This window comes from Bradyrhizobium sp. IC4060 (genome assembly GCF_020193715.1).
Taxonomy (GTDB): domain Bacteria; phylum Pseudomonadota; class Alphaproteobacteria; order Rhizobiales; family Xanthobacteraceae; genus Bradyrhizobium; species Bradyrhizobium yuanmingense.
In genome coordinates, this window is record NZ_JADYVJ010000001.1 from 783413 (window position 1) to 801143 (window position 17731).

Annotated in this window: 18 protein-coding genes; 8 read left to right on the forward strand and 10 right to left on the reverse strand. The window is 63.9% G+C overall.

Translation table 11 applies throughout. The features are described 5' to 3' along the window. Positions 1-29: 29 nt before the first annotated feature. The 4 genes from I6F16_RS03875 to cysS form a co-directional block, all read right to left on the reverse strand. Positions 30-407 (reverse strand): VOC family protein, encoded by a 378-nt coding sequence (locus tag I6F16_RS03875; RefSeq protein WP_036001466.1) that lies wholly within the window; start codon positions 405-407, stop codon positions 30-32. 141 nt (positions 408-548) lie between these two features. Further along, on the reverse strand, positions 549-2147 hold the full coding sequence (cimA, locus tag I6F16_RS03880) for a citramalate synthase (RefSeq protein ID WP_057028835.1): 1599 nt from the start codon (positions 2145-2147) through the stop codon (positions 549-551). Next, on the reverse strand, positions 2144-2635 hold the full coding sequence (locus tag I6F16_RS03885; protein ID WP_036001471.1) for a GNAT family N-acetyltransferase: 492 nt from the start codon (positions 2633-2635) through the stop codon (positions 2144-2146). The genes cimA and I6F16_RS03885 overlap by 4 nt, the downstream gene beginning before the upstream one ends. 115 nt (positions 2636-2750) lie before the next feature. After that, positions 2751-4133: a cysteine--tRNA ligase gene (gene cysS / locus I6F16_RS03890; RefSeq protein WP_225112799.1), complete on the reverse strand. Its 1383-nt coding sequence runs from the start codon at positions 4131-4133 to the stop codon at positions 2751-2753. Between the two features lie 290 nt (positions 4134-4423). Here cysS and I6F16_RS03895 point away from each other — a divergent pair, with 290 nt between their 5' ends. Both I6F16_RS03895 and I6F16_RS03900 read left to right on the forward strand, forming a co-directional pair. Continuing rightward, positions 4424-4717, forward strand: a complete 294-nt coding sequence (locus tag I6F16_RS03895) for a hypothetical protein (protein WP_225112798.1) — start codon at positions 4424-4426, stop codon at positions 4715-4717. 139 nt (positions 4718-4856) lie between these two features. Further along, on the forward strand, positions 4857-6026 hold the full coding sequence (locus tag I6F16_RS03900; RefSeq protein WP_225112797.1) for a DUF2865 domain-containing protein: 1170 nt from the start codon (positions 4857-4859) through the stop codon (positions 6024-6026). A gap of 52 nt (positions 6027-6078) precedes the next feature. Here I6F16_RS03900 and I6F16_RS03905 read toward each other — a convergent pair whose 3' ends face one another. Next, complete coding sequence (locus tag I6F16_RS03905; RefSeq protein ID WP_036001493.1) at positions 6079-6984, reverse strand: DUF2189 domain-containing protein; 906 nt, start codon at positions 6982-6984, stop codon at positions 6079-6081. A 526-nt stretch (positions 6985-7510) separates the two neighbouring features. On the opposite strand from I6F16_RS03905, the gene I6F16_RS03910 reads away from it, so the two are divergent. The 5 genes from I6F16_RS03910 to I6F16_RS03930 all read left to right on the forward strand — a co-directional run bounded on the left by I6F16_RS03910 (position 7511) and on the right by I6F16_RS03930 (position 12036). Next, positions 7511-8344 (forward strand): cytochrome c oxidase subunit II, encoded by an 834-nt coding sequence (locus tag I6F16_RS03910; protein ID WP_036001495.1) that lies wholly within the window; start codon positions 7511-7513, stop codon positions 8342-8344. A gap of 73 nt (positions 8345-8417) precedes the next feature. Further along, positions 8418-10196, forward strand: coding sequence for a cbb3-type cytochrome c oxidase subunit I (locus I6F16_RS03915; RefSeq protein WP_036001499.1), 1779 nt, complete (start codon positions 8418-8420; stop codon positions 10194-10196). Beyond that, positions 10193-10897, forward strand: coding sequence for a cytochrome c oxidase subunit 3 (locus I6F16_RS03920; protein WP_225112796.1), 705 nt, complete (start codon positions 10193-10195; stop codon positions 10895-10897). Before I6F16_RS03915 ends, I6F16_RS03920 begins: the two co-directional genes overlap by 4 nt. Before the next feature lie 14 nt (positions 10898-10911). After that, complete coding sequence (locus I6F16_RS03925) at positions 10912-11634, forward strand: heme-copper oxidase subunit III family protein (protein WP_036001504.1); 723 nt, start codon at positions 10912-10914, stop codon at positions 11632-11634. A 9-nt stretch (positions 11635-11643) separates the two neighbouring features. Next, the gene (locus I6F16_RS03930) at positions 11644-12036 is read left to right on the forward strand and encodes a cytochrome C oxidase subunit IV family protein (protein WP_036001507.1); all 393 of its coding nucleotides are present in this window, start codon (positions 11644-11646) and stop codon (positions 12034-12036) included. Positions 12037-12061: 25 nt separating this feature from the next. Here the strand turns inward: I6F16_RS03930 and I6F16_RS03935 are convergent, their stop codons facing one another. Genes I6F16_RS03935 through I6F16_RS03945 form a run of 3 tightly spaced genes read right to left on the reverse strand, consistent with a single transcriptional unit; the run spans position 12062 to position 15588 of the window. Next, a complete protein-coding gene (locus tag I6F16_RS03935) occupies positions 12062-13819 on the reverse strand; it encodes an NAD+ synthase (RefSeq protein WP_225112795.1) in 1758 nt (585 codons plus the stop codon). A gap of 22 nt (positions 13820-13841) precedes the next feature. After that, positions 13842-14195, reverse strand: coding sequence for a diacylglycerol kinase (locus I6F16_RS03940; RefSeq protein ID WP_036001513.1), 354 nt, complete (start codon positions 14193-14195; stop codon positions 13842-13844). Positions 14196-14199: 4 nt separating this feature from the next. Then, complete coding sequence (locus I6F16_RS03945) at positions 14200-15588, reverse strand: 3-deoxy-7-phosphoheptulonate synthase class II (protein WP_225112794.1); 1389 nt, start codon at positions 15586-15588, stop codon at positions 14200-14202. Between the two features lie 181 nt (positions 15589-15769). Between I6F16_RS03945 and I6F16_RS03950 the strand changes: the two genes are divergently transcribed. Beyond that, complete coding sequence (locus I6F16_RS03950; RefSeq protein ID WP_225112793.1) at positions 15770-16666, forward strand: alpha/beta fold hydrolase; 897 nt, start codon at positions 15770-15772, stop codon at positions 16664-16666. A gap of 7 nt (positions 16667-16673) precedes the next feature. Here I6F16_RS03950 and I6F16_RS03955 read toward each other — a convergent pair whose 3' ends face one another. Continuing rightward, complete coding sequence (locus I6F16_RS03955) at positions 16674-16937, reverse strand: hypothetical protein (protein ID WP_036001521.1); 264 nt, start codon at positions 16935-16937, stop codon at positions 16674-16676. Positions 16938-17138: 201 nt separating this feature from the next. Continuing rightward, positions 17139-17723: a TIGR00645 family protein gene (locus I6F16_RS03960; RefSeq protein ID WP_036022249.1), complete on the reverse strand. Its 585-nt coding sequence runs from the start codon at positions 17721-17723 to the stop codon at positions 17139-17141. Positions 17724-17731: the final 8 nt, after the last annotated feature.

Consider the following 17731-nt stretch of genomic DNA (forward strand, 5'->3'; position numbering starts at 1 on the left):
TCCTAATCGCATCGCGCTTTAGACCGTCCCTATTCCTGCGGAAACGTCACCGCCTCGATCCGGTTGCCGTCGGGATCGGTGACGAAGGCGGCGTAGTAGCGCACGCGATCGTGCGGGCGGAGGCCCGGTGCGCCGTCGGAGGCGCCGCCAGCGGACAGCGCAGCTGCGTGAAACGCATCGACCTCGGCCGCGGTTTTCGCCCGCAGGCAGATGTGCACGCCGCTCTCCGGCGCGACACGCGGCATGCCCTCGCGCAGATTGATCCAGAACTCCGGATAGGCCTTGCCAAACCCGATCGTCCGCGGCCGCGTGACGAGGCGCGCGAGGCCGAGTGCGGCGAGCGTCGCCTCGTAGAACTTTGCGGCGCGATCGAGATCGCTGACGCCGACGGAGATGTGGTCGATCATGGCCGTGCCCTTTCCCCATCCTCGGTGTCATCGCCCGGCTTGACCGGGCGATCCAGTACTCCGTGACAGCAGTAGATAAATCGATGGGCCGCAGCGTACTGGATTCCCCGCCTTCGCGGGGAATGACAGTCGTCGTGGGGGTTACGCCGGCGCGTCCGACTTCACGAGCTTGTAGATTACCGAATCCATCAGCGCCTGGAACGAGGCATCGATGATGTTCGGGGACACCCCGACCGTGGTCCAACGATCGCCGTTCTCGTCCTCGCTCTCGATCAGCACGCGCGTGACTGCGCCGGTGCCGCCATTGAGGATACGGACGCGATAGTCGATCAGTGTCAGGCCCTCGATGAACTTCTGGTACTTGCCGAGGTCCTTGCGCAGCGCGACGTCGAGCGCGTTGACGGGACCGTTGCCTTCGGCCGCCGAGATCAGATGCTCGCCGGCGACGTCGACCTTGACCACCGCGAGCGCCACCGTGACGCGTTCGCCGAGCGCGTTGTAGCGCTGCTCGACGTTGACGTCGAACTGCTCGACCTCGAAATAATGCGGCACCTTGCCGAGCGTGCGGCGCGCCAGGAGCTCGAACGAGGCGTTGGCGGATTCATAGGCATAGCCGGCCGCCTCGCGCTCCTTCAATTCCTCGACGAGACGCGTCAGCTTCGAATCGCTCTTCTCGTAGGGGATACCGGCGCGGTCGAGCTCGGCGATGACGTTGGAGCGCCCGGCCTGGTCGGACACCAGCACCTTGCGGTGATTGCCGACCAGCTCCGGCAACACATGCTCGTAGGTCTGCGGATCCTTCAGCACGGCGGAGGCATGGATGCCGGTCTTGGTGACGAAGGCGCTCTCGCCGACGTAAGGAGCATGCCGGTTCGGCACGCGGTTCAGCATGTCGTCGAGCGTGCGCGACACCTTGACGAGCGTCGCCAGCTTCTCGGTGGTGACGCCGATCTCGAAAGCGTCGGCAAACCCCGTCTTCAGCTTCAGCGTCGGGATCAGCGAGCAGAGATTGGCATTGCCGCAGCGCTCGCCGAGGCCGTTCAGCGTGCCCTGGATCTGCCGCGCGCCGGCACGCACCGCGGCGAGCGAATTGGCCACCGCCTGCTCGGTGTCGTTATGGGCGTGGATGCCGACGTGATCGCCGGGGATGTGCCTGGTCACGTCTCTGACGATGGCCTCGACCTCATCGGGCATGGTGCCGCCGTTGGTGTCGCACAGCACCACCCAACGCGCACCGGCATCGAAGGCGGCCTTGGCGCAGGCGAGCGCGAAGGCGGCGTCTTCCTTGTAGCCGTCGAAGAAATGCTCGCAATCGAGCATCACCTCGCGGCCGGCCGCCTTCGCCGCCGCGACGCTGTCGCGGATCGAGGCGAGGTTTTCTTCCTTCGTGGTCTCCAGCGCGACGCGGACCTGATAGGCCGACGCCTTCGCCACGAAGCAGATCGCGTCCGCCTTCGCTTCCAAAAGGCCCGCGACGCCCGGATCGTTGGACACCGAGCGGCCCGCCCGCCGCGTCATGCCGAAGGCGGTGAAGCGCGCATGATTGAGCTTGGGCTTGGAGCCAAAGAACTCCGTATCGAGCGGATTGGCGCCGGGATAGCCGCCCTCGACATAGTCGATGCCGAGATCATCGAGCATCGCCGCGATGACCTGCTTGTCGGCCAGCGTGAAGTCGACGCCATTGGTCTGCGCCCCATCGCGCAGCGTGGTGTCGAACAGATAGAGACGCTGCTTGCTCATTGCCCCGCTCCGAGCGTCTTCTTCATGGTGGTGTTGGCGAGCCACTCGTCATTGATGGTGACGCTGTTGCGCTGCTGGGCGGTGTAGCCGCGCTTGGCGAAGAAGCCCTCCGCGGTATCGCTGGCGTCGACCGAGAGGCTCTTGGCGCCGCGGCCGCCGGCGAGCTTCTCCAGCGCGTCGACCAGCATGGTCGCGATGCCCTGCCCGGCCACGGCCGGATGCACATAGAGCATGCGGATGTGATCGTTGCCGCGCAGCGAAGCAAAACCAACCGGCGAGCCTTCCAGCGTCGCGATCAGCGTCAGGTCGGACGCAAGCCGCTTGCCGAACTCCTCGTCCTCGGCCGCCGCCATCCAGGCTTCCTGCTGCGCCTCGCTATAATCGTCGCCGGTCAACTCCTCGATGCTGGCGGCGAAGATCGCGGCGAGCATCGGCACATCCGCCGGCAGGAAGGGCCTCAGTGCGGGCTTTGGCAAAGTCTGTCCCATCGTCCTTACCACATCCCATAAAGCTTGAGCACGATCGCCACCGCGCCGGCGAGCAGCGCGATTTTCAGCGCGATGTAATAGAGCCAGTGCCGCGGAAACGGCGTCTCGGGGCGCTTCATCGGGCGATCTCCCAGGTGGTGCCTTCCTTGGAGTCCTTGATCGCGACGCCCATCGCAGCGAGCAGATCGCGAATGCGGTCGGACTCGCCAAAGTCCTTGCGGCTACGCGCAGCTGTTCGCTCCGCGAGCAGGCGCTCGACCTCGTTGGCGTCAATCCCGCTCGCCTGCTGCTTGCGCCCTTCCCACTGCGCCGCGCTCTCGGAGAGGAATCCGAGCAGCCGCAACGAGCCCGCAAGACCTGCGATATCGTTGCCGCGGAGGCCGTGCAGCGCCGCGATCGCCTGCGGCGTGTTGAGGTCGTCGAGCAGCGGTTCGACCACCGACGGAGCCGGCTCGCCGGACACGACATCGGCCGCGACGCGATACCAGTCGTCGAGCGTCTTGGCGCTCTCCTCCAGCGACTTCATGGTCCAGTCGATCGGCGAGCGGTAATGCGTCTTGAGCATGTTGAGGCGCAGCACCTCACCCGGCCAATCCCTGAGCAGCTCGTGGATCGTGATGAAGTTGCCGAGGCTCTTCGACATCTTCTCGCTCTCGACCTGCAAGAAGCCGTTGTGCATCCAATAATTCGCCATGCGCTCGCGATGGAAGGCGCAGCAGGTCTGCGCGACCTCGTTCTCGTGGTGCGGAAACACGAGATCGATGCCGCCGCCATGGATGTCGAAATGCTCGCCGAGATGCTTCCAGGCCATCGCTGAGCACTCGATGTGCCAGCCCGGACGCCCCTCCGCCTTGATGCCGGATGGCGACGGCCAGGACGGCTCGCCCGGCTCCGACGGCTTCCACAGCACGAAGTCGGTCGCATCGCGCTTGTAGGGCGCAACATCGACCCGCGCGCCGGCGATCATCTCGTCGAGCGAGCGCTTCGACAGCGCGCCATAGCGCGGCAGCGCGGAATTGGCCGCGTTCATCGCCTGCGGCGAGAACAGCACGTGGTCCTCGGCGACATAGGCAAAGCCGCCGGCGACCAGCTTCTCGATGATCTCGCGCATCTCGCCGATATGCTCGGTGGCGCGCGGCTCGACGCTCGGCCGAAGCGCGCCGAGCGCATCGACGTCGGCATGGAACTGCTTGCCGGTCTGCTCGGTGACCTTGCGAATGGCCTCGTTCAGCGGCAGGCCGGGAAAGTCGCGCGCGGCGCGGTCGTTGATCTTGTCGTCGACGTCGGTGATGTTGCGGACATATTTGACGTGCGCCTCGCCGTAGATGTGGCGCAGCAGCCGAAACAGCACGTCGAACACGATCACCGGCCGCGCATTGCCGATATGGGCGAAGTCATAGACCGTCGGTCCGCAGACATACATGCGGACGTTGTTCGGATCGAGCGGCACGAAGGTGCGCTTTTCCCGGCTCAGCGTATCGTAAAGACGCAATTCCATGACAACCCATCCCTCTCGGCCGGGCGTCCAAGGCTCTCAATGTGTTTGAGAAAAGACGGCTCCAGCCAGCGAATCGCTAGCTCGTAATCTCGCGGCAAATGGCGCAAATGGCGAGGAGACCGTTCATGCGGGCACATATGGGCCACCACGGGCCCCGGCGTCAAGGGCCGCGAAAATGCCGTTTTTGCCCCGCACGGGGCGCGGCCTGCCCGGAGGGTTCATGATCCCCTAACCATTTGAGGCCATTCTGGAACCTGCGGTTCCCAATTTTTTTTGCCCCCGGTAATTTCATGCGATCCCTGCTCGCGCTCATTTTCGGCGCCTCCCTCCTTGCAGCACCTCAGGCGTGCGCCGAGACCCGCGTCTTCATCATCGCCGACCAGTGCCTGGCCAAGAACGACACCAAGGGCGACACATGCGGCGCCTCCGCCGCGCGCACCTATTGTCAGTCACGAGATTTTGCAAAGGCATCAGGCTATCGCCGGATCGATCCCGACGAAATTACCGGCTCCGTCCCCAAAACCGGCACAAACTGCTCCCATGGCCATTGCGACGAATATGTCGCAATCACCTGCCAGCGCTGAATTCCCTCGGAGCTGGCGGACCTTAGGACCAGTTCGGCCCCTGAAACGACGTGACGATGCCGCGGGAAGCGGCTATTGGAGGGCGCGCTTCGGCCCCCACCTCACTTGGATGATCACGCTGGGCCGTGACCTCGCTAGAATGGCGGATATGCCTGAATTCTTCTCTCTCCTCCGTGCCCGCTCCCTCCTTGCCTGCACCGTGCTCCTCGGCACACTCGTGCTCGCCGATGGCGCTTTGGCGCAGGCCGGCCCGCCGCCCCAGCCCGGCCAGAACGGGCTCGGACCGAACCCGATGTGCGTGCGGCTGGAAGCCCAACTCGCCGCGCTCGATCGCGGCGGAGGTGATGCCGCGCGCGAAGAGCAGATCCGCCGCTACCAGGATTCCCAGGCCAAGCAGCAGGCCGAGCTCGACCGTGTCACCATGCAGGCCAAGCGCATGGGCTGCGATTCCTCCGGCTTCTTCTCGCTGTTCAACGGCCAGTCGGCGCAGTGCGGCCCGGTCAACACCCAGATCCAGCAGATGCGCGCCAATCTGGACCAGATTACCGGCAGCCTGGAGCGGCTGCGCGGCGGCCCCGGCGCCAACCCGGAGCGCGACAACCAGCGCCGCTCGGTGCTGATGGCGCTGGCGCAGAACAATTGCGGCCCGCAATATGCCAATGCCGTGCAGCAGCAGGGCGGCGGCAACTTCCTCAGCAATCTGTTCGGCGGCAACAACCCGAACAATCCGCAGGCCATGCCGCCCTCCGATCTCGGCCCGCAATCCGGCACCTTCCGCACCGTCTGCGTGCGCACCTGCGACGGCGCTTATTTCCCGATCTCCTTTGCCACCGTGCCGGCGCGCTTCCCTGACGATGAGAAGACCTGCAAGGCGCTGTGCCCGGCGGCGGAAGCCGTGCTCTACAGCCATCGCAATCCCGGCGAGGATATGAACGCTGCGGTCTCGATCGGCGGCCAGCCCTACACGGCGCTGCCGACCGCATTCAAATTCCGCAGCGAGTTCAACCCGTCCTGCTCCTGCAAGGCGGCGGGACAGACCTGGGCGGATGCGCTGAAATCGGCCGACGACAAGGCCGCGGCCGAGCAGCAGGGCGACATCATCGTCACCGAGGAAAGCGCCAGGAAGATGCAGCAGCAACGGCTCAACAAGGGCGCGCCGCAGCCTGCCAATGCCAAGAAAGGCGCGGCTCCTGCGCCAGCAACTGCTGCCGCACCGGTCGCCACGCCACCCGCGGACGCGAGCCCCGCGCCGGAGAACAAGCCGATCCGCTCGGTCGGCCCGACCTTCCTGCCGCAGCAGCAGAAGTAGGCCGTCGCTCTGTCATGCTCCGCGCGGGCGTCCCAGCGCGGCCGTTCCGCTGTTACGGCTCGCCCTCGCGGCTCCACGGGAAGAGATTGGCCGGAAAGTCTGCTGCGTAGCGCCTGCCCTTCCGGGGCGGAAGCGGTGCATCCGGTGGGTTCGGATTGGGCTCGACCACCCGCCGATAGAGGTGCCAGGTGGCATGACCGAGCACCGGCAGAACGACGGCGAGACCGACGAAGAGCGGCAGCGAGCCGATCACGAGCAGAGCCGCCACGATGAGGCCCCATCCGGCCATCGCAACCGGATTCGCCGCCACCGCTCGGAGCGACGTGCGGATCGCGTCGATCGCCGTCGCATGACGGTCCAGCATCAACGGAAATGACACGACGCTAACGCACAATGCCACAACCGCAAACAGGAAGCCGACACCGCAACCGATGATGATGAGCGACCAGCCTTCGGGTGTCGTCAGCACGCGCGTTGCGAAGTCGGGTATGCTTGCGGCCGCAGCGTGACCGAAGATCGCGACATAGATTGCGTTCGCGGCACCGATCCAGGCCCCGAACAGGACCAGCAGGAGCACGCCGAGTTCGACCATGGCGCCGAACGACGGTGCGCGCAGCACCTTAATCGCATCCCATGCTTCGACCTCTTCACCGCGCTCGCGACGACGGCTGAGTTCGTAGAGACCGATCGCGGCAAAAGGACCGATCAAGGCAAAGCCGGCGGCCAGCGGAAACAGTAGCGGCAGCACCGAATAGCCGAGCACCATCCTGAACAGGACGAGACCGAGAACGGGATAAATCAGGCACACGACGATCGCGTGACTCGGCATCGCCTGGAAATCACCCCAACCCAGGCGCAGGACCTCGGTCAGGTCGGACAAGCTGATCTTGCGAATGGGATAGGAGGTCGCTTCGCCGAATGCGCGCCGCCTGATGTCGTGGGAGTACAGAGTGGCCATGTACGGACCCTCCCGTGCTGAAAATCGCGGTTTTCGACAACACGCGCTCTTCAGCCACGCGTGTCCGCCTGACGAGCAGGAAACGCGATGGGTCTGGTACGGCAACCCAGGTTCAGTAACCGAGCCTGGCCGGACGGAACCCGTCGCGACTTGCCCGGCAAGCTTAGCGCGCGCGGAGCACGACTGCACTCACGGTTGGGTGAATTGCGCACCAGCACGGATTTGTGCGTTGCATCACCCAAACCGAACAATGGGCACCGGATGCTTGTCGGTTTGCCAGCACCGGCAATCACACCAATTCGGGCACCTCTATTGCTCTATTGACGCCGGATTAGGCTGGGATCATTTTAGACGCAGACGCCCTTAGAGTTGAAGGTCGCGAGCGTTCTCTTGATTTCGCGATCGGTGGACTGGGCGAAGCAAGAGGCCGGCGATGGCATATGCCAAGAAAGGCCAGCCATCGCGACAGACATGAGCTCCGCCCGGGATTCGTATCCGTAGCCTTCGATGGCAAGGATGGATCAGGATGGCTGTCGCACTGATACTGCTTCTGGTCGCGATCGGCTCGGTGCTGTTTCACATCTACAGCCCGTGGTGGTGGACGCCGATCGCCACGAACTGGGCCTATATCGACCACACGATCAACATCACGTTCTGGATCACGGGCTTTGTTTTCGTCGCCGTGATCGCCTTCATGGCTTACTGCGTCTTCCGCTTTCGCCATAGAGAGGGAAGAAGGGCTGACTACAATCCGGAAAACAAAAGGCTCGAATGGTGGCTGAGCGTCGGGACCGGCGTCGGCGTCGCGGCCATGCTGGCGCCTGGCCTCGTGGTCTGGCACCAGTTCGTGACGGTGCCTGCGGATGCCACCGAGATCGAGGTCATGGGCCAGCAATGGCAGTGGAGCTTCCGCCTTCCGGGCAAGGATGGGCAGTTGGGCACATCCGATGTTCGCAACATCGCTTCCGACAATCCGATGGGGCTCAATCGTGACGACCGGCACGCGCAGGACGATGTCGTGATCGAGAGCGGCGACCTGCACCTTCAAGTCGGAAAGCCGGTCAAGGTTCTCCTCCGCTCGGTTGATGTCCTGCACGATTTCTACGTGCCCGAATTCCGAGCCAAGATGGACATGGTTCCAGGCATGGTGACCTATTTCTGGATCACGCCGATCCGAACCGGAACCTTCGATGTCCTCTGTGCGGAGCTTTGTGGCACTGCTCACTATCAAATGCGGGCCAAGGTCATCGTCGACGAAGAGCGTGAATATCACGCTTGGCTGGAGCAACAAAAAACATTCGCAGAATTATCGCCGGCAAAAGCCGTCGTGAAGACGACGTACCAATCCGGCAGCAAGTAGCAAGCTGCCGCCGAAGATAGATCGGGCGCAAGAGGCCAGCGCCTCCCCCCGATGGAACGACCGAGGAGGTTCTATGGTCGATGTTCCATATGAAGGGATCCCCGGCATCCCGCCTGCCGAAGTACCTGACGTCGAGCTCTATCATCCGCGGAGCTGGTGGACACGATATGTGTTCTCGCAGGACGCCAAGGTGATCGCCATTCAGTATTCGCTGACGGCCACGGCCATCGGGCTGGTGGCCCTGGTGCTGTCGTGGCTGATGCGGCTGCAACTGGGATTCCCCGGCACATTCTCTTTCATCGATGCCAACCAGTACCTCCAGTTCATCACCATGCACGGCATGATCATGGTGATTTACCTGCTAACTGCATTGTTCCTGGGCGGCTTCGGCAACTACCTGATCCCGCTGATGGTCGGCGCCAGGGACATGGTCTTCCCCTATGTGAACATGCTGAGCTACTGGATTTACCTGCTCGCAGTCCTGGTGCTTGCCTCGACATTCTTCGTGCCCGGTGGCCCCACCGGCGCCGGTTGGACGCTGTACCCGCCGCAAGCAATCCTTTCAGGAACGCCCGGGCAGGATTGGGGCATCCTTCTCATGCTCGCGTCCCTGATCCTGTTCATCATCGGCTTCACCATGGGCGGGCTGAACTATGTGGTCACTGTGTTGCAGGCGCGCACGCGCGGCATGACCTTGATGCGCCTGCCCCTGACGGTGTGGGGCATTTTCACGGCGACCGTTATGGCGCTCCTCGCGTTCCCTGCATTGTTCGTTGCCTCGGTCATGCTGCTGTTCGACCGTCTCTTGGGAACCAGCTTCTTCATGCCCGCTCTCCTCGAGATGGGCACGCTTTCGAAACATGGCGGCGGCAGCCCGTTGCTCTTCCAGCACCTGTTCTGGTTTTTCGGTCATCCCGAAGTCTACATCGTCGCCCTGCCCGCCTTCGGCATCGTCTCCGATCTGATCAGCACGCATGCGCGCAAGAACATCTTTGGTTATCGCATGATGGTCTGGGCGATCGTAGCCATCGGCGCGCTCAGCTTCATCGTATGGGCGCACCACATGTATGTGAGCGGCATGTTCCCGCAATTCGGGTACTTCTTCGCCACCACGACGCTCATCATCGCAATCCCCACCGCGATCAAGGTCTACAACTGGGTGCTGACCCTGTGGCGCGGCGACATTCATCTCACGGTGCCGATGCTGTTCGCCCTCGGCTTCATCGTCACCTTCGTGAACGGCGGGCTCACCGGCCTCTTCCTCGGCAACGTCGTCGTGGACGTGCCCCTCTCGGATACCATGTTCGTGGTCGCCCATTTCCACATGGTGATGGGCGTGGCGCCGATCATGGTCGTGCTCGGCGCGATCTATCATTGGTACCCAAAGGTCACGGGGCGGATGCTGAACGAGGCCATGGGCAAGTTTCACTTCTGGGTCACCTTCCTCGGCGCCTACCTGATCTTCTTCCCCATGCACTATCTTGGACTGCTCGGGGTCCCGCGCCGGTATTTCGAACTCCTGGATACGACGTTCATTCCGTCCTCGGCCCATTCACTCAACGCCTTCATCTCCGTGGTGGCCTTGATCGTCGGCTTTAGCCAGATGGTGTTCCTGTTCAACCTTGTCTGGAGCCTGTTCAAAGGTGAGGCCTCAGGCGGCAATCCGTGGCGGGCGACGACGCTGGAGTGGCAGACGCCGGAGACGCCCCCAGCGCACGGCAACTGGGGCAAGGAGCTCCCTGTCGTGTACCGCTGGGCCTATGATTACAGTGTGCCCGGTGCCGCGGAGGACTTCATTCCGCAGAACCAGCCGCCGCGCGCGACTCAGCTCGTTCAGGGAGCTGCTTCGTGAGCGCCATCATCCTGTTCCTGGCTGTGCTTGCGGTGATCGCCGGATGGTGGCTGTCGCAACAGCGCCTGACGGCCAAGCCCTGGCTGGAGGAAGGCCCGGCCGGTGACTTCCCCGGCGGCGATGCCATGACCTGGCCGGCAGCGAAGATCGGACTTGGCGTGTTTCTCGCGGTCGCGAGCGCCTTGTTCATCCTCTTCATCAGCGCCTACTCGATGCGCATGAGCGTGGTGGACTGGCGGCCGCTGCCGGTGCCGCGGCTGCTGTGGGTCAACACGGGCGTCCTGGTCCTGAGCAGTGTCGCGCTGCAATGGTCGTACGTGGCCGCGCGCCGACACGATACCGAAGGCGTCATGATCGGTCTGCTCGCGGGCGGAGCATCTGCCGTGATCTTCCTCGCCGGGCAGCTCCTGGCCTGGCAACGGCTCGGGGCTGCGGGATATTTCGTGGCGTCCAATCCATCGAATTCCTTCTTCTACCTGTTGACCGCAGTGCACGGGCTGCATCTGACGGGCGGTCTGGTGGCCTTGGGCCGAACCTCGGCCAAGATGTGGCGCGGCGCCGAGATCGCCGGCATGCGCTTGAGCGTGGAGCTGTGCGCCATCTACTGGCACTTCCTGCTGTTGGTCTGGCTTGTCCTGCTCGGTCTTCTCACCGGCTGGACCGACGATTTCGTCGACATCTGCCGCCAATTGCTGAGCTAGGGAGGCGAGACCAGATGGCTGAGACCGTGCTGACAAATCCGGGCCAATCGCCTGCGCGGCTTGAAGGCTGGCGCGGCATCGCCGCCGACTGGGCGTCCGATCAGCGCGCCTTCAAGAACGTGTCCTGGGGCAAGGCCATGATGTGGATCTTCCTCCTCAGCGACACCTTCATCTTCAGTTGCTTCCTGCTCTCCTACATGACGGCGCGCATGTCGACGACCGTGCCGTGGCCCAATCCCAGCGAAGTCTTCGCCCTCGATATCGGGGGCAACCACATGCCCCTGATCCTGATCGCCATCATGACCTTCGTGCTGATCAGCAGCAGCGGTACGATGGCGATGGCCGTCAATTTCGGCTACCGCCGCGATCGCGTGAGAACCGCAATCCTGATGCTGGTCACTGCAGCCTTCGGCGCGACCTTCGTCGGAATGCAGGCCTTCGAATGGACCAAGCTGATCATGGAGGGCGTCCGGCCCTGGGGCAATCCATGGGGCGCCCCGCAGTTCGGTGCGAGCTTCTTCATGATCACCGGCTTCCACGGCACCCATGTGACGTTCGGTGTGATCTTCCTGATCGCCATCGCGCGAAAGGTCTTTCGTGGCGACTTCGACGTCGAGAGGCGCGGCTTCTTCACGAGCCGAAGGGGGAATTACGAGATCGTCGAGATCACGGGCCTATACTGGCACTTCGTCGATCTCGTGTGGGTGTTCATCTTCGCATTCTTCTATCTTTGGTGAGGTCGGCGCATGACAAACGCGGCGGTACACATGGAAGAGCGGCTCCACGCTCCGGCGCACGGCGCAGTCGCAACGGAAGCCGTTCACGCCGAGGGGCAACAGCACCCGATCAAGCTCTACCTCGTGGTCTGGGGCTGGTTGTTCGTCCTCAGCACGTTCTCCTACCTCGTCGACTACTTTGGCCTGCATGGCTATCTGAGGTGGTCGCTGATCCTGCTGTTCATGATGTTGAAGGCCGGCCTGATCGTCGCCGTCTTCATGCACATGGCCTGGGAGCGGCTGGCCTTGACCTATGCCATCCTGCTGCCGCCGGTCGTGGTATTCGTATTTGTGGCGATCATGGCGCTCGAATCCGAATACACGCGCTTCCTGAGGGTGCTGTTTTTCGCAACCCCGTCATAGCCCCTGCCGTCGCTCAGGCTAGGCTTCACCCCTCGAATGCGTCGATTGACGCCGTGCTTCCACGTGACACCAGCGCCTCATCCGTCGCCGGCAACGGCTGGCCCTTGTCGCGAAAACGGTTGGTGATGGGATAACGGCGGTCGCGGCCGAAATTCCTCGGTGTCACCTTCACCCCAGGCGCGGCCTGGCGGCGCTTGTATTCGGCGACGTTGAGCAGATGATCGATCCGGATCACCGTCTCGCGGTCGAAGCCGGCGGCGATGATCTGGTCGAGCGGCTCCTCGCGCTCGACCAGGCGCTCCAGGATGGCATCGAGCACGTCGTAAGGCGGCAACGAGTCCTGATCGGTCTGGTTCTCGCGCAGCTCCGCGGTCGGCGGGCGCGTGATGATGTCGGGCGGGATCACCTCGCCGGCAGGGCCGAGCGCGCCCTCCGGCTTCCAGGAATTGCGCAGGCTTGCCAGGCGGAACACCTGCGTCTTGTAGATGTCCTTGATCGGGTTGAAGCCGCCGTTCATGTCGCCATAAAGCGTGGCGTAGCCGACCGACATCTCCGACTTGTTGCCGGTCGTCACCACCATCAGCCCGGTCTTGTTGGAGATCGCCATCAGCAGCGTGCCGCGGGTGCGGGCCTGGAGGTTCTCCTCGGTGATATCGGGCGGCAGGTTCTTGAAGATGCCGGACAGGATCGTCTCGAACCCGGTCACGGCTTCGGCGATCGGCAGCACCTCGTAGCGGATGCCGAGATGGCCGGCGAGCTCGCCGGCATCCGCGATCGAATGCGGCGCGGTGTAGCGGTAAGGCAGCATCACGCCATGCACCTGGTCGACGCCGAGCGCGTCGACCGCGATCGCCGCGCAGAGCGCCGAATCGATGCCGCCGGAGATGCCGAGCAGCACGCCTGGAAAGCCGTTCTTGGTGACGTAATCGCGTAAGCCCAGCACGCAGGCGGCGTAGTCGGCCTTGTCGCCCTCGGGCAGCTCGGCGATCGGCCCGCTGCAGCGCCAGTCGTCGCCGTTTCTGCTGAAGCGCAGCGTGACGATGCCCTCTTCGAAGGCCGGCAGCTGCGCCGCGAGCGAGAGATCGCCATTGAGCGCGAAGGATGCGCCGTCGAACACGAGCTCGTCCTGGCCGCCGACCTGGTTGAGATAGACCAGCGGCAGCCCGCTCTCCGTGACGCGCGCCACCGCGACCGACAGGCGCACGTCGTTCTTGTCGCGGGCGTAAGGCGAGCCGTTCGGCACCAGGATGATCTCGGCGCCGGTCTCGGCCAGCGTCTCGACCACGTTCTCGTAATCCTCGGACTCTTCCAGCCAGATGTCCTCGCAGATCGGCACACCGATGCGCACGCCGCGCACAGTCACGGGACCGGCGGCAGGGCCGCGCGAAAACAGCCGCTTCTCGTCGAACACGCCGTAATTCGGCAGGTTGCACTTGAAACGCAGGCTCGCGATGCGCCCGCCGTCGAGCAGCGCACAGGCATTGTAGAGCATGCCCTCCTCGACCCAGGGCGTGCCGACCAGCATCGCAGGCCCGCCATCGGCGGTCTCGCGCGCGAGGCTTTCGATCGCGGCGCGGCAGGCGGCCTGGAAGGCGGGCTTCTGCACCAGGTCTTCCGGCGGATAGCCGGCGATGAACAGTTCTGGAAACAACACGAGATCGGCGCCGTCGGACTTGGCCTGCGCCCGCGCCGCGCGCGCCTTGGCCGCATTGCCCTCCACGTCGCCCATGGTCGGATTGAGCTGGGCGAGCGTGACCGCGAATGTGTCGAGACGTTCGGTCATGGCCGCTTTATCCGATCCCGAGTTACAGGAATCCCAATCGCTCGATGATGGCAATGATCCAGAACGCGCCGGTCATCAAAAGCGCAACGCCAACCGCGGCCGAGCCCATGTCCTTGACGCGGCCGATCTGCTTGTCGTGATCCAAGGTCAGCCGGTCGGCGAGCTTCTCGATCGCGGTATTGAGCAGCTCGACCGTCAGCACGAAAGCGACAGAGCACACCAATTCGACCGCGCGCATCGCCGTGGCGCCGATGAACCAGGCGAGCGGCACCGACAGCAGCAGCGCAAAAATCTCCTCGCGGACCGCCTGCTCCGACCGGAACGCAAAGGCCAGCCCGTTGCGGGAATTGATCGTGGCCTTCCAGATCCGCAGCAAGATCTTACAGCCCCGCTGCGGCCGGAATCGGCTGAGCCTTGCCGGCGCGCTCCTGCTTGAGCAGCTCCGCGACCAGGAACGCCATATCGATGGATTGCTCGGCGTTGAGGCGGGGATCGCAGACCGTGTGGTAGCGATCGTTGAGATCCTCATCCGTGATCGCGCGGGCGCCGCCGAGACATTCGGTGACGTCCTGGCCGGTCATCTCCAGATGCACGCCGCCGGCATGGGTGCCCTCGGCGGCGTGGACCGCGAAGAACGACTTGACCTCGGACAGGATGCGGTCGAACGGGCGAGTCTTGTAGCCGGACGTCGAGGTGATGGTGTTGCCGTGCATGGGATCGCAGGACCAGACCACCACCCGGCCCTCGCGCTTCACGGCGCGGACCATGTTCGGCAGATGCTCGCCGATCTTGTCGGAGCCGAAGCGGCCGATCAGCGTCAGCCGGCCCGGCTCGTTGTCGGGATTGAGCACGTCGATCAGCTTCAGCAGCTCGTCCACCTTGAGCGAGGGGCCGCACTTCAGCCCGATCGGATTCTTGATGCCGCGGAAATATTCGACATGGCCGTGATCGAGCTGGCGGGTGCGGTCGCCGATCCAGATCATGTGGCCCGAGGTCGCGTACCAGTCGCCGGTGGTGGAATCGACGCGGGTCATGGCCTGCTCGTAGCCGAGCAGCAGCGCCTCATGGCTGGTGTAGAAATCGGTGGCACGCAGCTCCGGATGGCTCTCGAGGTCGAGGCCGCAGGCGCGCATGAAGTTGAGCGCGTCCGAGATGCGGTCGGCCAGCTCCTTGTAGCGGCGTGACTGCGGGCTATCCTTGAGGAAACCCAGCATCCATTGATGCACGCTGCCGAGATTGGCGAAGCCGCCGGTGGCGAACGCGCGGAGCAGGTTCAGCGTCGCGGCGGACTGGCGATAGGCCATCAGCTGGCGCTGCGGATCGGGAATGCGCGCTTCGCTGGTGAAGGCGATGTCGTTGACGATGTCGCCGCGATAGCTCGGCAGCTCGACGCCATTCACCTTCTCGGTCCCCGACGAGCGCGGTTTGGCGAATTGGCCGGCGATGCGGCCGACCTTCACCACCGGCACCGCGCCGGCATAGGTCAGCACCACCGCCATCTGCAGCAGCACGCGGAAGAAGTCGCGGATGTTGTTGGCGCCGTGCTCGGCGAAGCTCTCGGCGCAGTCGCCGCCCTGCAGCAGGAAGGCTTCGCCCGCCGCAACGCGGCCCAAGGCCTTCTTCAGATTGCGCGCCTCGCCTGCGAACACCAGCGGCGGAAAGGTCGCAAGCTGCGCCTCGACGTCGGCCAGAGCCTTGGTGTCGGGATATTCGGGCACCTGTAGCACCGGCTTGCTGCGCCAGGACTCGGGCGTCCACCGCTCGGACATCGCAATCTCTCCGTGAAGCAAAAACCGCAACCTGATCTAGGGGTTGCGAGGGCCGCCTTATACACAGGCCGGCCACGCCCCGCCAGTTGTAAATCCATTTCGCAGCGCAAACCCTTGCGGCCAAAGCCGAATTCGCATTTGCTTGGGCAGGCTTGAGGAATCCGACAGGACACCGACCGCCATGGGCGCGGCACTGGATGACGTTTTCATCGACGAGATCAGCTTCCCGGCAGCCGACGGCTATGCCCTGACCGGCACCCTGTTCCTGCCGCGCGGCGCCAAGCGCCATGCCGTCCTGATCAATTCGGCGACCGCCGTGCCGCGAAAGATCTATCGGGGCTTTGCCTCCTACCTCGCCCATCGCGGCTGCGCGGTGCTGACCTACGATTATCGCGGCATCGGCGATTCCCGCCTGCCGGCGATGGTCGGCTACAACCAGCCAAAATCGCTGGTCGGCTTCAAGGCCTCGATGTCGGAATGGGCTGCGCTCGACGTCACCGCCGCGGTCAGTTGGATGCGCGAGCGCTATCATGCCCTGCCGCTCGCCTATATCGGCCATTCCTTCGGCGGCCAGGCGCTCGGGCTGATCGCGAACAACAGCGAGATCTCGCGCGCAGCCTTGGTGGCCTCGCAGGCCGCGACATGGCGGTTGATGACCTCGCCGGAAAAATACCGGGTCTACGCCTTCATGAATTTTGTCGGCGTTCCGCTGGTCCATGCACTCGGTTACGCACCGGGCTGGGCCGGCGTCGGCGAGGATTTGCCCAAGGGCGTCTTCCTGCAATGGACCGAATGGGTCTCGAGCCCGCGCTATCTGTTCGATTCAAAGCTGCCGGCACTCGAGAACTTCGCCAGGTTCAAGGGCGAGCTGCGCTCGCTATGTTTCTCCGACGATCCCTGGGCGACGCGGCCCGCGGTCGAGCTGCTCGCGAGCGGATTCACTGCGATCAAGCCGGAGGTGCTGATGGTCAAACCGTCCGACGTCGGCGCCAAGGGAATAGGCCATTTCGGCTTCTTCCGCCCCGAGCACCGCGACACGCTGTGGCGCGGCGTCGCGGAATGGATTCAGGGGGAATGAGGCTGCGTCAGCGGATGATCGTCGTCAGCGACGAGTAGCGCCGGTTCGGCTTGGCGTCGCTAGGTGCGAACTGCGCGAAGGCGTCGCTGACGCGCACCGCCGGCGGCGTGTCGCTCGCGAACCGAAACTCCTTCGGCCGCGGTGCGTAGAAGCTTGCGCGGTAATAAGCGTCGTCGAAGCGCGCCTCGCCGACGCCGAACAATGCGTCACAGACCAGCAGGAGCGCGTAGACTCCCGCGACCGCTGCGACGATCTCCCTGAGAATTGTCATGCCGATGCCCTGCCCTTTGCGGGCAGGATGCAGATCGGTTCCAAAGGCCTGGTTTAAGGCGCCCGGCTTCTTGTCGGCAGCGTTTGCCGGCACTGAACCGATTGCAGACAATTTTATCGATCTCGAAAGAGAGCCCGCCCAACCGGACGATCAGGCGGGCTCCAGGATTGGCCGCTCGGGAGGTATTGGGCGGCCAGCTTATCAGCCGTGCTCGGCCGCCTTGCGATGGCCGCTCTCGCTGAGGCGGTCGACCCAGGCGATGCCGACCGCCGAGACGATGAAGGTCATATGAATCAGCACCTGCCACATTACCCCGCTCTCGGTGAAATTGCTGCGGGTCGTGCCGAGATTGCCGGCCTCGATGAAGGTCCTGAGCAGCGAGATCGAGGAGATGCCGATGATCGCCATTGCGAGCTTGATCTTGAGCACGCTGGCATTGACGTGACCGAGCCATTCCGGCTCGTCCGGATGGCCGCTGAGGTTCAGCCGGGAAACGAAGGTCTCGTATCCACCCACGATTACCATGATCAGAAGGTTCGAGATCATGACGACGTCAATCAGCCCGAGCACGACCAGCATGATCTGCTGCTCGCTGGCGTCGAACGAATGCAAGACGAGGTGCCAGAGCTCCTTCAGGAACAACAGCACATAGACGGACTGGGCGACAATGAGGCCAACATAGAGCGGCAGCTGCAGCCAGCGCGAGCCGAAGATCAGCTTCGGAAGCAGGCCGACCGGTGGCAACGGCGCGGCCCGCGCCGAAGGTGCTTTGGGTTCAGACGTCATTGATCACT